The following is a 14272-nucleotide window of genomic DNA, read 5'->3' on the forward strand; positions in this document are numbered from 1 at the left end:
CGAGAGTTTCTTGGAAAACCCCACCCAACAGTCGCAAACTGGTGGAAACGACAAAACATTCTCACACTCTGAGGAGCATCGCGCGAGCGATGCATCTCGAAGGATGGCCACAAACTCCTACGCCGATTTCAGCTTCAGCCCGTCATACAGCGCCTTGTTGTCGGCGATGACGGCCTCCAGCAGCGACCAGTCGAAGGCGCCCTGATCGGGCAGCTTCTTGACGTAGCCGAGTTCCTTCATCGAGGCGCCGCGATCGATGATGAACTGGGTCTGGCTGCGCTGGTCGACCACGATCGGCTGCTTGGCCGACGCATCGATCGCCGCCTCCATCGAGGTCTTGTAGTACTTGCCGACGGTGTCCTTGAGCGCTGCGGTCTTGTCGGCCTCGGCCTGGCTCTGCGCCACCATCAACGCCTTGATCACGGCCTTCACGGCCGCCGGGTTCTTCTCGATCAGCGGAACGCGCGCCGCCAGCACGCAGTCCGAATAGCCCTTGCCGTAGAGGTCGGTGCCGTCGGACAGCACGGTCGCGCCCTTGCGCTGCTGCACGCATTGCGTGGCATAGGGCTCGATGTGACAGATCGCGTCGAGCGCGCCGGCCATGAAGGCCTGCGCGAGCTCCGGCGAGGTGTCGAGATATTTGATGTCGACGTCCTTGAACGACAGCCCGGCCTTCTTCAGGTAGTCGTAGGGCAGCACTTCGAGCGTGTCGGCCTGGAACGTGCCGAACGTCTTGCCCTTGAGGTCGGCCGCGGACTTGATGCCTTCCTTGGCGACGATGATGCAGCCCTGCACGCCGCCGCCGGCGACGATCTTCACCGGCGCGCCGGCGTCATAGAGCGTCATGAAGTTGGAGTACGGGATCATCGAGATGTCGACGAGCCCCGCGCCGAACATCGTGGTGATCTCGGTGTTCGACGGCGTGACGACGAATTCGAGTTCGACGCCGTCGGCAACCGTGAGGTTGCGTTCCTTGGCGAGGAAGATGCCCATGTTGCAGAAGCCGGAGCCATGGGTGGCCTTGATGACGGTCGCGGCCATCGCCGGCGTCGGCGTCAGTAGCGCGGCGAGATGAGCGGGAACGGCAACGGTGGCGGCTGCGGCGGCCACCGAGGTCTTGATGAAACTTCGGCGAGAGAAGCTGCGATAAAAGGTTCCGTCACGATCGCACATGCGAGTCTCCATCCATGACGACGGGATGGACCCCATGATGGCGACGAGCGACAAGCTCCACCGACGGCGGGCGCGACCTGCATCGTCCCACCGACCCCACGGGATCCCGACGATGGGCACGCCAACCCAAGAGAGCGATGCTCTGCGCTGCGCTCAACTACGCAAGCGGTGTGCCAACGGCACGATGTTGAACTCGCAGAGGAATTTGTTGTTGTGCGTTGCAAGGCGCGGCGAGCGCGCTCAATCGGGCATCAGCCTGCCCACGGCCGCAGCATCATGGCGCCCGCACCGTCTCGGACGTTGCATTTGCCTTGGCATCTGCTTGGGCCTCGGCGGTCGTGACGAAACCCTTGGCCAGCGCGTGATAGAGCCCCTCCTCGCAGATCAGCCTGGAGGTGCCATAGGCAATCAGCGAGGCCATCATCAGCGGCACCACCATCGCGTGGTTGTCGGTCATCTCGGTGACGATGACGAAGGCGGTGATCGGCGCCTGCACCACGCCGGCGAAATACGCGACCATGCCGAGCAGCATGATCGGCGCCAGCGGCATTCCGTGGAACAGGCTGGCGATGTTGGCGCCGATGCCGGCACCAACGGCGAGCGACGGCGCGAAGATGCCGCCGGGAATGCCGCTGATGGCGGCGAAGGTCGTGGCCAGGAACTTGAGCACGCCGAAATCGGCCGGCAACGGCGTGCCGGTCTCCAGCGCCGCCTTCACCTGCGCGTAGCCGGTGCCGTAGACCGTGTCGCCGGAGGCCAGCCCGCACAGCGCGACGGCGAAGCCGCAGACGAGCGCGAACGGCAGCTTCCGGCGCTTGATGAACAGGCCCACGGCTCCGGGCAGGCCGCGCGCCATGGTGATCAGGATGCGGCTGAACAGGCCGCCGGCGGCCCCGCCGACCACCCCGCAGAGCGGCACGGCGAGCCAGTCGATGCCCTTGGCCAATGCGATCGGCGTGGTGCCGAAATAGGCGTAGTTGCCCATCAGCGCCAGCGAGGTCAGGCCGGCGGCGATCACGGTGGCGATGACGAGGCTCGAGGTCCGCGTCTCGAAGGCGCGGCTCATCTCCTCGATGCCGAACACGATGCCGGCCAGCGGCGTATTAAAGGCCGCCGCGACCCCGGCCGCAGCTCCGGCCAGGATCAACCCGGGCTGCCGCCGTGGCGACAGCCGGCCGAGCGCGAACATGATGGAGGCCCCGACCTGGACCGTCGGCCCCTCGCGGCCGACCGAGCCGCCGCACAGCAGCCCGAGCAGCGTCAGCAGCACTTTGCCGATCGCGACCCGGATCGACACCAGGGGGCTGCGCGCCCTTGTGTCCGACAGATGCCGCGCGGCCATCGCCTGCGGAATGCCGCTGCCTTGCGCGTTCGGAAAATAGCGCTGGGTCAGATAGACCGACAGCGCGAAACCGGCCGGTGTGACCACGAGCGAGGCGTAGCGCGATTTCGACAGCAGCCAGTTGAAGGCGAGTTGGGCTTGGTCGGCGAGCTCCGCCAGCGCCACCGCTGCGGCGCCGACCACCAGCCCGCCAGCGACGAACAGCACCCGCCGCTGCCACCGCGCCGAGGTCAGCTTGAGCCAACGCTTGCGGCGGGGGGTGATCTTCAACATGGGCGCGGCACGGTCCGAAATTTACGCAGGTGCAACACCCTCGACGAAAATCAGCCGGCGGTCCAGCGCCCTCTCGCGCTCGCCCAGGGCCTCGGCATATTCGGGCGATGCATACCATTCGCGGAGCCGCGCCATCGACAGGAACTCGACGATGATGAGGGTCTTCGGCGGCGGCTCGCCTTCGACCGTCTCGGCCGGGCCGCCGCGGACGAGATAACGCCCGCCATATTGCGCGATCGAGCGCGCCGCACAGGTGCGGTACCGCTCCATCGCCTCGGCGTCGCGCACCTCGACCTCGGAGATGACGTAGGCCGCCATCGGCGGCCTCAGGCGATGGTGTCGACGAGGCCGCCCTCGACCCGCAGCGCCGCGCCGTTGGTGGCAGACGCCTCCTTCGACGCCACGTAGACCACCATGTTGGCGATCTCCTCGACGCTGGCGAAGCGCTGCAGCAGCGAGGCCGGCCGGTGCTGCTTGACGAAGGAGGAAGCCGCCTCTTCCTCCGACTGGCCGTTCTGGCGCGCCAGATCCTTGACGAAGGTCTGCACGCCCTCCGACATCGTCGGTCCCGGCAGCACGGCGTTGACGGTGACCCCGGTGCCGCGGGTCAGCTTGGCAAGCCCGCGCGACACCGCGAGCTGGGCGGTCTTGGTCGTGCCGTAGTGGATCATTTCGGTCGGGATGCTCAGCGCCGACTCCGAGGAGATGAAGACGATGCGGCCCCAGTTGCGCTTCAGCATGCCCTGCATGTAGGCGCGCGCCATGCGCACACCGGACATGACGTTGACCTCGAAGAAGCGGCTCCAGTCCTCGTCGGGAATGTCGAAGAAGTCCTTCGGCTCGAAGATGCCGGCATTGTTGATGAGGATGTCGACCTCGGGGACCGCGGTGACCACGGCATTGCCGCCATCGATCTGAGCGACATCGCCGGCGACGCCGCGGAGCCTGGCGGCGGGGATCGCCTGCTTCAGCTTGGCGACGGCCTCATCGACACGGCCCTGGCTGCGGCCATTGATGATCACCTCCGCGCCGGACGCGGCGAGTCCCTTGGCGATGGCAAAGCCGATGCCGGCAGTCGAGCCGGTCACGAGCGCGGTTTTTCCCGAGAGGTCGATGTGCATGAGCAGCTCTCCGTTGTGCTGAGGGAACGAATATGGGTGTCGTTGCGCCGACACCCAACGCGCTATGCGCAGAGCTGATCCCCTTTCGCTTGCGAGCCAAGCCTGGCGGCGCAGGCCGAACTCCTAGCCCGTGGTCCCCATGAGGGTCGCGACCTCGCCCCGGCCCTTCAGCAGCTGCACAAACTCCACAGCAAAGCGTTCGAGGATCGCATATTCCGTCAGGAAGCGGATCGCGGCGCAGTTCTACTGGTCGGCTCGTAGACGATCTGCAGCTCTGCCGTGCTGATAGCTGATGCTCCGACCCACCACGCTCATCTTCGTCCGCCACGCAGCCGAGCCGCGGCCCAACGACCCTTCCGAAAACGAAAAACGGCGCCCGAAGGCGCCGCTTTGCAGAACCGTGGACCGGATCCGCTTACGCGGCTTCCGAGGTCTCCTGCACCGGGCCGGAATCCTGGCCCTTGGCATCAACGTCGCGATCGACGAACTCGATCACGGCCATCGCGGCGTTGTCGCCGTAGCGGAAGCCGGCCTTGATGATGCGGGTGTAGCCGCCGTTGCGGTCCTTGTAGCGGGGCGCCAGCACGTCGAACAGCTTCTTGACCTGGTCGACGTCGCGCATCTCGGAGATGGCCTGCCGGCGCAGCGCCAGGCCGCCCTTCTTGCCGAGCGTGACCAGCTTCTCGACGATCGGCCGCAGCTCCTTGGCCTTGGGCAGCGTGGTGACGATCTGCTCATGCTTGATCAGCGCGGCGCACATGTTGGCGAACATCGCCTTGCGATGCTCGGCGGTGCGGTTGAGCTTCCGATGAACCTTGCCGTGACGCATATTCCTAGTCCTTCATTTCAATCTGCCGCGACGGTTCGTCGGACATTTGCTCAGGTGGGCTGCCTGCGTTCGCCCAGAGAGGCGAGTAGTGAATGGCGATGAGCGAATGGTTTCCCCTCGCCAGATCCCCTATTCGCTATTCGCCACTCCCTATTCGCTCAGTAGTGATCCTCGAAGCGCTTGGCCAGTTCGTCGATGTTCTCCGGCGGCCAGCCCGGCACTTCCATGCCGAGATGCAGACCCATCTGGGCCAGCACTTCCTTGATCTCGTTCAGCGACTTGCGGCCGAAGTTCGGGGTGCGCAGCATCTCCGCTTCCGACTTCTGCACGAGGTCGCCGATGTAGACGATGTTGTCGTTCTTCAGGCAGTTCGCCGAACGCACCGACAGCTCGAGCTCATCCACCTTCTTGAGGAAGGCCGGGTTGAAGGCGAGGTCCGGGATGATCTCCTGGGCGACTTCCTTGCGCGGCTCTTCGAAGTTGACGAAGACATTGAGCTGATCCTGCAGGATGCGGGCGGCATAGGCCACCGCGTCCTCCGGCGTGATCGCGCCGTTGGTCTCGATCGTCATGGTCAGCTTGTCGTAGTCGAGGATCTGGCCCTCGCGGGTGTTCTCGACCTTGTAGGAGACCTTGCGGACCGGCGAGAACAGGCTGTCGACCGGGATCAGGCCGATCGGCGCATCCTCAGGACGGTTGCGCTCGGCGGCGACATAGCCTTTGCCGGTCGCGACCGTGAATTCCATGCGGATCTCGGCGCCCTCGTCCAGGGTGCAGAGCTGCAGGTCCGGATTGAGCACGACCACGTCGCCGACGGTCTGGATGTCACCGGCAGTGACGGCCCCGGGCCCCTGCTTCTTCACGACCATCCGCTTTGGGCCTTCGCCCTGCATCTTGATCGAGATGTCCTTGATGTTCAGCACGATGTCGGTGACGTCCTCGCGGACACCGGCGATCGAGGAGAACTCGTGCAGCACGCCGTCGATGTGCACCGACTGCACGGCGGCGCCCTGCAGCGACGACAGCAGGATGCGGCGGAGCGCGTTGCCCAGAGTCTGGCCGAAGCCGCGCTCCAGCGGCTCGGCAACCACGGTCGCGAAACGGGTCGCGTCGGAGCCCGGCGTGACCTGGAGCTTGTTCGGCCGAATCAATTCTTGCCAATTCTTCTGGATCGTCACTGTTTCACCCATGGGCCAGTCATGGGATCTGACTGACTGGCGTTGGAGAACCGCGCTTCAGATCGCGGCAGTCGAAATGTCTCAAAAGCACGACGAGGCGGACATGCTGTCCGCCTCCTTCACATCAGACGCGCCGGCGCTTGCGCGGACGGCAACCATTGTGCGGGATCGTCGTCACGTCGCGGATCGACGTGACGGTGAAACCCGCGGCCTGCAGCGCGCGGAGCGCCGACTCACGGCCCGAACCCGGACCCGCAACCTCGACCTCGAGGGTGCGCATGCCATGTTCCTGGGCCTTCTTGGACACGTCCTCCGCCGCGACCTGCGCGGCATACGGGGTCGACTTGCGCGATCCCTTGAAGCCCATCGTGCCGGCCGACGACCAGGCAATGGTGTTGCCCTGCGCGTCTGTGATGGTGATGGTCGTGTTGTTGAACGACGAATTCACGTGGGCGACGCCGGAGGCGATGTTCTTGCGCTCGCGGCGGCGGACACGTGTGGCTTCCTTGGCCATATAGGTACCTTTCTCGAGATCTCAACGCCGCCGTAGTGCCAGCGGCTACACCAGAAAAGCGAATGGTGAATAGCGAGCAGCGAACAGGGGCATTGCCCTATTCGCCACCCGCCATTAGCAATTCGCCAGATTACTTCTTCTTGCCGGCGATCGCCTTGGCCGGCCCCTTGCGCGTGCGCGCATTGGTGTGGGTGCGCTGACCGCGCACCGGCAGGCCGCGGCGATGACGCAGGCCGCGGTAGCAGCCGAGGTCCATCAGCCGCTTGATGTTGATACCGGTCTCGCGCCGCAGGTCACCCTCGACGACGTAGTCGCGGTCGATCACTTCGCGGACCTGCAGGACTTCCTGGTCGCTGAGCTGATTGACGCGGCGATCCTCGGCGATCTTCACCTTCTCCAGGATCTCGGCCGCGATCTTCGGGCCGATGCCATGGATGTACTGGAGCGCGATCAGGACGCGCTTGTTGGTCGGGATGTTGACACCGGCAATACGGGCCACGGACTTCTCTCCTGTCACCGATCCCAGGACGGACCGGCCTTGATTCTCGCTATCTCGGGCAAGCGTCCGCAAACGCGAACAAGACGCCCACCCCTCGTTTGGCGGGGCCCGGCATCTTGGAAAACTATCCGACTTGGATGCGGGCTTATTAATGGATTCACACGACGGTCGTCAACCGTCCCTAGAAGATTCGGTCACCTCTTGGTGGGCTTTTTTGCAGATTTTGCAGAGGTTTTCCGGGTTCCCTTGGCCGCCTTGGCCGCGGCCTTCGCGCCCCTGCCCGCGGCCTTGGAGGCCCTGCCGGCGGGTTTGGACGCCCTGCCGGAGGCCTTGGAGGCCTTCTTCGGCGCAGTCTTGGCGGCTTTTTTGCCCGCCTTCTCGGCCGTTTTGGCAGCCTTCTTGGCCGGTGCGGCCGCCTTGGTGCCTTTCTTGGCGGCCTTCTTGGTCGCTTTCTTCACGGCCGATTTTGCAGATTTGGCCGGCGCCTTGCCCGCTGACTTGGCGCTGCGCTTGGCCGGGCTCGCCCTCTTGGCCGCCCGGCTGCCGCCGCTCTTGCCCACCGCCGCCAGGATCCGCCCGATCTCCTCGGTGACCTGCTCGATCGACATCATGCCGTCGACGGTCGCGAGCATCCGGTGGTCGGAATAATAATGGATCAGGGGCTCGGTCTGGTCACGGTAGCTGGCCAGCCGCTTGGTGAGGACTTCCGGCGTGTCGTCGGCGCGCACGGCCTCGCCTCGCGCCTGCATCTCGGCGGCCCGGCGCTCGACGCGCTCCAGCAGCACGCCCTCGTTGACCCGGAGCTCGATCACGGCATCGAGCTTCATCTGCATCTGCTTCAGGAGCGCATCCAGCGCCTCGGCCTGCGGCACGGTGCGCGGGAAGCCGTCCAGGATGAAGCCATTGGCTGCGTCCGGCTGCTCGATCCGGTCGGCGATGATGCCGACCACGACCTCGTCGGGCACCAGCCCACCGGCGGCCATGATGTCCTTGGCTTTCAGCCCGATCGGCGTCTGCGCGGCCACGGCGGCCCGCAGCATGTCACCGGTCGACAGCTGCACGATGCCGTGACGCTGCACCAGGCGCTGCGCCTGCGTGCCCTTGCCCGAACCGGGCGGTCCCAGAAGAATGAGTCTCATTGAATTCCGCCCCCCGGCACACGGTGGGCGACCCTCCCGCACACCTTGTTCTTGGCTTGTGGTTCCCGGGCCCCGAGCCACCGCTGTCAGCGGCGGCGCCCCCGCAATTTCGACTTCCTGATCAGCCCCTCATACTGGTGGGCGAGCAGATACCCCTGAACCTGCGCGACGGTATCCATCGTAACGCTGACCACGATCAGAAGCGAAGTGCCACCAAAGTAGAACGGGACGGACGCGTAGGAAATCAGAATTTCGGGGATCAGACAGACGATCGCGAGATAGACCGCACCGAGCACGGTGATCCGCGACAGCACGTAATCGATGTATTCCGCCGTGCGCTCGCCCGGCCGGATGCCGGGAATGAAGCCGCCATGCTTCTTCAGATTGTCCGCGGTCTCGGTCGGATTGAACACGATCGCGGTGTAGAAGAAGGCGAAGAACAGGATCAGCGCCAGATAGAGGATCAGGAACAGCGGCCGGCCGTGGCCGAGCTGGGTCGTAATCCACTGGAACCACTCCGGGCCCTTGCCGGCGTTGAAGTTGGCGACGGTGGTCGGCAGCAGCAGCAGCGACGAGGCGAAGATCGGCGGGATCACGCCCGAGGTGTTCAGCTTCAGCGGCAGATGCGAGGACTGGCCCTCGAACATCTTGTTGCCGACCTGGCGCTTCGGATATTGGATCAACAGGCGGCGCTGGGCGCGCTCCATGAACACGATGAAGGCGATCACGGCGACCGCCATCACGATGACGACCAGGATCAGGCCGGTCGACAGCGCGCCCTGGCGGCCCAGCTCCAGCATGTTGGCGAGCGCCGAGGGCAGCTCCGCCACGATGCCGGAGAGGATGATCAGAGAAATACCGTTGCCGATGCCGCGCGAGGTGATCTGCTCGCCCAGCCACATCAGGAACATGGTGCCGCCGGTCAGCGTGATCGCGGTCGAGAGGCGGAAGAACAGGCCGGGATCGGCGACGACGTTGCCGGCGCCTTCGAGACCGACGGCAATGCCGTAGGACTGCACCGCAGCGAGAATCACGGTCAGATAGCGGGTGTACTGGTTCAGCATCTTGCGGCCCGCCTCGCCCTCTTTCTTGAGCGCTTCGAGCTGCGGCGAGACGGTGGTCAGGAGCTGGATGATGATCGATGCCGAGATGTACGGCATGATGTTCAACGCGAAGATCGCCATGCGGTGGATGCCGCCGCCGGCGAACATGTTGAACATCCCGAGAATGCCGCCGGCCTGGGTGCGGAACACCGAATCCCAGATGTTGGGATCGATGCCGGGCAGCGGGATGTAGGTACCGAGGCGGTAGACGAGCAGCGCTCCGAGCGTGAACCAGATGCGCTTCTTCAGCTCGTCGGCTTTCGCGAACGCGCCGAAATTGAGGTTTGCCGCGAGTTGTTCCGCTGCTGAGGCCATATCTAGCTTTCTCCCGCCGCCCTTCTTGACCAGATGAGCCCCGCGAGGGCTCGCGGGGCTTGAGGCGGACGTCGGATATTATCTGGTGCGCCGACGCATTCTGTCCATCGCCCTGCCCGCTTTGGCGTCAGCCTGTGCGGGGCGATGACGCAGAAGTTACGCCGCTTCGCCTTCGTCCTTGGCGGGAGCCAGGAGCTTCACGGTGCCGCCGGCCTTCTCGACTGCCGCGATCGCCGACTTCGAAGCGCCATGCACCTCGATGTTGATCTTCGCGGTGAGTTCGCCACGGCCGAGCAGACGCACGCCGTCCTTGGCCCGGCGCAGCGCGCCCGACTTGATCAGGGACTCGGCGTTGATCACGCTACCGGCGTCGAGCTTCTTCGCATCGATCGCCTGCTGGATCCGGTCGAGATTGATTTCGACGAAATCGAGCGCGAAGATGTTGTTGAAGCCGCGCTTCGGAAGCCGGCGATGCATCGGCATCTGACCGCCCTCGAAGCCCTTGATGCGCACGCCGGAGCGCGCGGTCTGGCCCTTGCCGCCACGGCCCGAGGTCTTGCCCTTGCCGGAGCCGATGCCGCGGCCGACGCGCATGCGCTTCTTGCGCGCACCGGCGTTGTCGGCGATATCGCTGAGCTTCATCGCCCTTCTCCTTACTTCTCGCCGACGATGCGGACGAGATGATGAACCTTGGTGATCATGCCGCGAACCGCCGGCGTATCCGGCAGCTCGGTCACCCGGCCGATCTTGTTGAGCTTCAACCCGATCAGCGTCTCGCGCTGCGAGTGATGCCGGCGGATCGGGCTGCCGATCTGCTCGATCTTGATCGTCTTGGCGCTAGCCATGGTGTTCACTCCGAGTTGCGCCATCCGCAGGACGGCGCGCGTTCGTTAGTCGGCGGCTGCTTCGGCATCGCCACCGACGCGGCGGGCCTGCAGGGTCGACACCTTGATGTTGCGGCGCGCAGCAACCGAGCGCGGGCTGTCCTGGTGCTTCAGCGCGTTGAAGGTCGCACGCACCATGTTGTACGGGTTCGACGAGCCGATCGACTTCGCCACCACGTCCTGGATGCCCAGCGTCTCGAACACGGCGCGCATCGGACCGCCGGCGATGATGCCGGTACCGGCCGGAGCCGCACGCAGATAGACGCGGCCCGCACCGTGACGACCGAAGATGTCGTGGTGCAGGGTGCGGCCCTCGCGCAGCGCGACGCGGGTCAGGTTGCGCTTGGCGGAGTCGGTCGCCTTGCGGATCGCCTCCGGCACTTCGCGCGCCTTGCCGTGGCCGAAACCGACCCGGCCCTTCTGATCGCCGATCACGACGAGCGCCGCAAAGCCGAAGCGCTTACCGCCCTTCACGACCTTCGCGACTCGGTTGATGTGGACGAGCTTGTCGACGAACTCGCTGTCGCGCTCCTCGCGCTCCTTGCGATCGCGACCGCCTCGTTCCCGTTCACCTGCCATGGTGCTATCCAATCTTCTGAGGGGCTCTGACGCCCAAATCGGTTGATGTTAGAAGCTCAGCCCGCTCTCGCGCGCCGCGTCGGCCAGCGCCTTGACGCGCCCGTGATAGAGATAGCCGCCGCGATCGAACACGACTTCCTTGATCCCCGCCTTCACCGCGCGCTCGGCGAGCAGCTTGCCCACCGCCTTGGCCGCATCGATGTCGGCACCGGTGTTGCCGGCCGCGCGCATCTCCTTCTCCATCGACGACGCCGAGGCGAGCGTCTCGCCCTTCTGGTCGTCGATGACCTGGGCGTAGATGTGCTTCGACGAACGGAACACCGACAGACGCGGACGGCCGCCGGCGGAGCGGCGCAGCGACAGCCTCACACGCTGCTTGCGCCGGGCATTCGTAACCTTTGCTCTCGACATGTCCGGCTCCGTTACTTCTTCTTGCCTTCCTTGCGGAAGATGAATTCACCCGCGTACTTCACACCCTTGCCCTTGTAGGGCTCCGGCGGCCGGTAGGCGCGGATTTCGGCGGCCACCTGGCCGACGCGCTGCGGGTCGATGCCCGTGATCGTGATCTCGGTCGGCTTCGGCACGGCGATCGTGATGCCTTCCGGGATCTGGTAGACGACGTCGTGGCTGTAGCCGAGCGCGAGCTGCAGGTTCTTGCCCTGCATCGCGGCGCGGTAGCCGACGCCGGTGATCTCGAGCTTCTTCTCGAAGCCCTTGGTGACGCCCTCGACCAGGTTGGCGATCTGGGCGCGCGCGGTGCCGTAGAGCGAACGGGCGCGCTTGGTCTCGGCGCGCGGAGCGACCTTGACCTGGCCGTTCTCGAACTTCACCTCGACGTCGTCATGGACGAGGAACTGAAGCTGGCCCTTCGGCCCCTTCATCTTGACGGTCTGTCCGTCGACGGTGGCGGTCACACCGGACGGCACCGTCACAGGCTTCTTGCCAATACGTGACATGGCTCAATCCTTCTTAGAACACCGTGAAGAGAACTTCACCGCCGACATTCGCGTCACGCGCGCTATGGTCGGCCATGATTCCCTTCGGCGTCGACAAAACAGAAATTCCGAGCCCGTTGTTCACACGCGGCAGGTTCTTCACCGAGGTGTAGACGCGCCGGCCGGGCTTGGAGACGCGCTCGATCTCGCGGATCACGGGCTCGCCGTCGAAATACTTCAGCTCGATCTCGATCTCGCTGCGGCCCGACGGATGCTCCATCGTGGCATAGCCACGGATGTAGCCCTCGGACTTCAGCACTTCGAGCACGCTGGCGCGCATCTTCGAGCCGGGGGTCGTGACCTTCGACTTCGAGCGCATCTGCGCGTTGCGGATGCGGGTGATCAGATCGCTGATGGGATCGTGCGTTGACATGTTCGACCCTCCTTACCAGCTCGACTTCACGAGGCCCGGAACCAGGCCCTTGGACCCGAGCTCGCGCAGCGCGATGCGGCTCAGCTTGTTCTTGCGGTAGTTCGACCGCGGACGGCCCGTCAGCTCGCACCGGTTGCGGATGCGGGTGGTCGACGAGTTGCGCGGCATTTCCGCGAGCTTCAGGGTCGCGGCGAAGCGCTCCTCCATCGGCTTTTCCTTGTCGGCGATGATCGCCTTCAACCGGGCGCGCTTCGGAGCGGCGTTCTTCGCCATCTTCTTGCGCCGGTTGTTCTTCTCGACTGAACTCTTCTTTGCCATGCTTGGCTCCTGGGTATCCGCGTTTGAGAAGCTAGAAGTCAGCTGCTCACTGCCGGAACGGGAAATTGAATGCGGTCAGAAGGGCACGGGCCTCGTCGTCGGTCGTCGCGGTGGTGCACACCGTGATGTCCATGCCCCAGCTCTCCCCGGCCTTGTCGAAGTCGATCTCGGGGAAAATGATGTGCTCCTTGATGCCGAGCGAGTAGTTGCCGCGGCCGTCGAAGCTCTTCGGGTTCAGGCCGCGGAAGTCGCGGACGCGCGGCAGCGCGACGTTGATCAGGCGGTCGATGAACTCGTACATCTTGGCCTTGCGCAGCGTGACCTTGCAGCCGATCGGCTGGTTCTCACGCAGCTTGAAGGTCGCGATGGCGACGCGCGAATAGGTCACGACGGCCTTCTGACCGGCGATCAGCGACAGGTCGGCCGCAGCCGTCTCCGCCTTCTTGCGGTCGTTGACGGCCTCGCCGATGCCCATGTTCAGCACGACCTTGTCGAGCCGCGGCACCTGCATGACGTTGGCGTAGCCGAACTTCTCGGTCAGCGCGCTCTTGATCTTGCGGTCGTATTCCGTGCGGAGGCGCGGGGTGTAAGCGGTCTCAGCCATCGATCTCAACTCCCGAGCTCTTGGCAACGCGGACCTTCTTGCCGTCCGCCTGAATCTTGAATCCGACGCGCGTCGGCTTGCCGTCCTTGCCGACATAGGCGACGTTCGACAGGTTGATCGGGGCTTCCTTGGTGATGATGCCGCCCTCCTGGTTCTGCGTCTGCTTCTGGTGACGCTTCACCAGGTTGATGCCGCGCACCAGCGCCGTGCCGGCGTCGGGGCGCACCTCGAACACCTCGCCGGTGCGACCCTTGTCGCGGCCGGTCAGGACGATCACCTTGTCGCCCTTGCGGATCTTGGCAGCCATCACAGCACCTCCGGAGCGAGCGAAATGATCTTCATGTGGTTCTTGGCGCGCAGCTCGCGCGGCACCGGCCCGAAGATACGGGTGCCGACCGGCTCCGACTGGTTGTTGATCAGCACGGCGGCGTTGCGGTCGAAGCGGATCACCGAGCCGTCGGCGCGGCGGATGTCCTTGCGGACGCGCACCACGACGGCCTTCATGACGTCGCCCTTCTTCACCTTGCCACGCGGAATGGCTTCCTTGATCGACACCACGATGATGTCGCCGACGGTGGCATAGCGGCGCTTCGAGCCACCCAGCACCTTGATACACATAACACGGCGTGCGCCGGAATTATCGGCCACGTCGAGGTTGGTCTGCATCTGAATCATTGATGCACCTCGTCCTCTTCATATGCTGCGCAGGAAAGCTGCGCCTTTTCTGATCCCGAAAGCGAAACCGGCCCCTTCAATCAGGGCCGCGTCTCACGACTCAGGCGGTTTTCTTATGCTCGCCGCGGACCACCGTCCAGCGCTTGAGCTTCGAGATCGGCTTGCTCTCCTCGATCCAGACCATGTCGCCCGGCTTGAACTCGTTGTTCTCGTCGTGGGCGTGGTAGTTCTTCGAGCGGCGGATCGTCTTCTTGTAGATCGGGTGGGTGAAGCGCCGGTCGACGCGCACGACCACCGTCTTGGCCTGCTTGTCGCTGACGACAACGCCCTGGAGGGTCCGTTTCGGCATGTCGAGCCT

The 14272-nt window shown here is 64.8% G+C and carries 21 protein-coding genes; all 21 read right to left on the bottom strand.

What is annotated here, in order from left to right:
- Positions 1–117: 117 nt before the first annotated feature.
- The gene (locus ACQR1B_RS09340; RefSeq protein ID WP_434831191.1) at positions 118–1173 is read right to left on the bottom strand and encodes an ABC transporter substrate-binding protein; all 1056 of its coding nucleotides are present in this window, start codon (positions 1171–1173) and stop codon (positions 118–120) included.
- A gap of 274 nt (positions 1174–1447) precedes the next feature.
- Positions 1448–2788 (bottom strand): chloride channel protein, encoded by a 1341-nt coding sequence (locus ACQR1B_RS09345; RefSeq protein WP_434831190.1) that lies wholly within the window; start codon positions 2786–2788, stop codon positions 1448–1450.
- Between the two features lie 21 nt (positions 2789–2809).
- On the bottom strand, positions 2810–3106 hold the full coding sequence (locus ACQR1B_RS09350; protein WP_434831189.1) for a DUF1330 domain-containing protein: 297 nt from the start codon (positions 3104–3106) through the stop codon (positions 2810–2812).
- Positions 3107–3114: 8 nt separating this feature from the next.
- Positions 3115–3909, bottom strand: coding sequence for an SDR family NAD(P)-dependent oxidoreductase (locus ACQR1B_RS09355; protein ID WP_434831188.1), 795 nt, complete (start codon positions 3907–3909; stop codon positions 3115–3117).
- 415 nt (positions 3910–4324) lie between these two features.
- Positions 4325–4738 carry a 50S ribosomal protein L17 gene (gene rplQ, locus ACQR1B_RS09360; RefSeq protein WP_284423139.1) on the bottom strand — a complete coding sequence of 138 codons (414 nt, stop codon included), beginning with the start codon at positions 4736–4738 and terminating at the stop codon, positions 4325–4327.
- A 158-nt stretch (positions 4739–4896) separates the two neighbouring features.
- The gene (locus ACQR1B_RS09365) at positions 4897–5928 is read right to left on the bottom strand and encodes a DNA-directed RNA polymerase subunit alpha (RefSeq protein WP_434831187.1); all 1032 of its coding nucleotides are present in this window, start codon (positions 5926–5928) and stop codon (positions 4897–4899) included.
- Positions 5929–6040: 112 nt separating this feature from the next.
- Positions 6041–6430, bottom strand: a complete 390-nt coding sequence (rpsK, locus tag ACQR1B_RS09370) for a 30S ribosomal protein S11 (protein WP_012045029.1) — start codon at positions 6428–6430, stop codon at positions 6041–6043.
- A 130-nt stretch (positions 6431–6560) separates the two neighbouring features.
- A complete protein-coding gene (gene rpsM, locus ACQR1B_RS09375) occupies positions 6561–6929 on the bottom strand; it encodes a 30S ribosomal protein S13 (protein WP_434831186.1) in 369 nt (122 codons plus the stop codon).
- Between the two features lie 194 nt (positions 6930–7123).
- Positions 7124–8068, bottom strand: a complete 945-nt coding sequence (locus tag ACQR1B_RS09380; RefSeq protein ID WP_434831185.1) for an adenylate kinase — start codon at positions 8066–8068, stop codon at positions 7124–7126.
- A gap of 86 nt (positions 8069–8154) precedes the next feature.
- On the bottom strand, positions 8155–9486 hold the full coding sequence (gene secY, locus ACQR1B_RS09385; RefSeq protein ID WP_434831184.1) for a preprotein translocase subunit SecY: 1332 nt from the start codon (positions 9484–9486) through the stop codon (positions 8155–8157).
- A gap of 156 nt (positions 9487–9642) precedes the next feature.
- Positions 9643–10128, bottom strand: coding sequence for a 50S ribosomal protein L15 (rplO, locus tag ACQR1B_RS09390; protein ID WP_434831183.1), 486 nt, complete (start codon positions 10126–10128; stop codon positions 9643–9645).
- A gap of 11 nt (positions 10129–10139) precedes the next feature.
- Positions 10140–10331: a 50S ribosomal protein L30 gene (rpmD, locus tag ACQR1B_RS09395; RefSeq protein WP_434831182.1), complete on the bottom strand. Its 192-nt coding sequence runs from the start codon at positions 10329–10331 to the stop codon at positions 10140–10142.
- 45 nt (positions 10332–10376) lie between these two features.
- The gene (gene rpsE / locus ACQR1B_RS09400; RefSeq protein ID WP_006611855.1) at positions 10377–10949 is read right to left on the bottom strand and encodes a 30S ribosomal protein S5; all 573 of its coding nucleotides are present in this window, start codon (positions 10947–10949) and stop codon (positions 10377–10379) included.
- Positions 10950–10997: 48 nt separating this feature from the next.
- Positions 10998–11360 carry a 50S ribosomal protein L18 gene (rplR, locus tag ACQR1B_RS09405; RefSeq protein ID WP_008963474.1) on the bottom strand — a complete coding sequence of 121 codons (363 nt, stop codon included), beginning with the start codon at positions 11358–11360 and terminating at the stop codon, positions 10998–11000.
- Positions 11361–11371: 11 nt separating this feature from the next.
- Complete coding sequence (gene rplF, locus ACQR1B_RS09410) at positions 11372–11905, bottom strand: 50S ribosomal protein L6 (protein ID WP_008963473.1); 534 nt, start codon at positions 11903–11905, stop codon at positions 11372–11374.
- A gap of 13 nt (positions 11906–11918) precedes the next feature.
- Entirely contained in the window at positions 11919–12317 is a 399-nt protein-coding gene (rpsH, locus tag ACQR1B_RS09415; protein ID WP_006611852.1) for a 30S ribosomal protein S8, read from the bottom strand.
- 12 nt (positions 12318–12329) lie between these two features.
- On the bottom strand, positions 12330–12635 hold the full coding sequence (rpsN, locus tag ACQR1B_RS09420; protein WP_006611851.1) for a 30S ribosomal protein S14: 306 nt from the start codon (positions 12633–12635) through the stop codon (positions 12330–12332).
- Between the two features lie 46 nt (positions 12636–12681).
- Complete coding sequence (gene rplE, locus ACQR1B_RS09425) at positions 12682–13239, bottom strand: 50S ribosomal protein L5 (RefSeq protein WP_006611850.1); 558 nt, start codon at positions 13237–13239, stop codon at positions 12682–12684.
- On the bottom strand, positions 13232–13546 hold the full coding sequence (gene rplX / locus ACQR1B_RS09430) for a 50S ribosomal protein L24 (RefSeq protein ID WP_434831181.1): 315 nt from the start codon (positions 13544–13546) through the stop codon (positions 13232–13234). Before rplX ends, rplE begins: the two co-directional genes overlap by 8 nt.
- Positions 13546–13914 carry a 50S ribosomal protein L14 gene (gene rplN, locus ACQR1B_RS09435; RefSeq protein ID WP_006611848.1) on the bottom strand — a complete coding sequence of 123 codons (369 nt, stop codon included), beginning with the start codon at positions 13912–13914 and terminating at the stop codon, positions 13546–13548. The genes rplX and rplN overlap by 1 nt, the downstream gene beginning before the upstream one ends.
- A 100-nt stretch (positions 13915–14014) precedes the next feature.
- On the bottom strand, positions 14015–14263 hold the full coding sequence (rpsQ, locus tag ACQR1B_RS09440; protein WP_008963469.1) for a 30S ribosomal protein S17: 249 nt from the start codon (positions 14261–14263) through the stop codon (positions 14015–14017).
- Between the last annotated feature and the right edge of the window lie 9 nt (positions 14264–14272).

Origin of the sequence: Bradyrhizobium oligotrophicum (genome assembly GCF_051168495.1) — a bacterium.
GTDB classification, from domain to species: Bacteria; Pseudomonadota; Alphaproteobacteria; order Rhizobiales; family Xanthobacteraceae; genus Bradyrhizobium; species Bradyrhizobium oligotrophicum_A.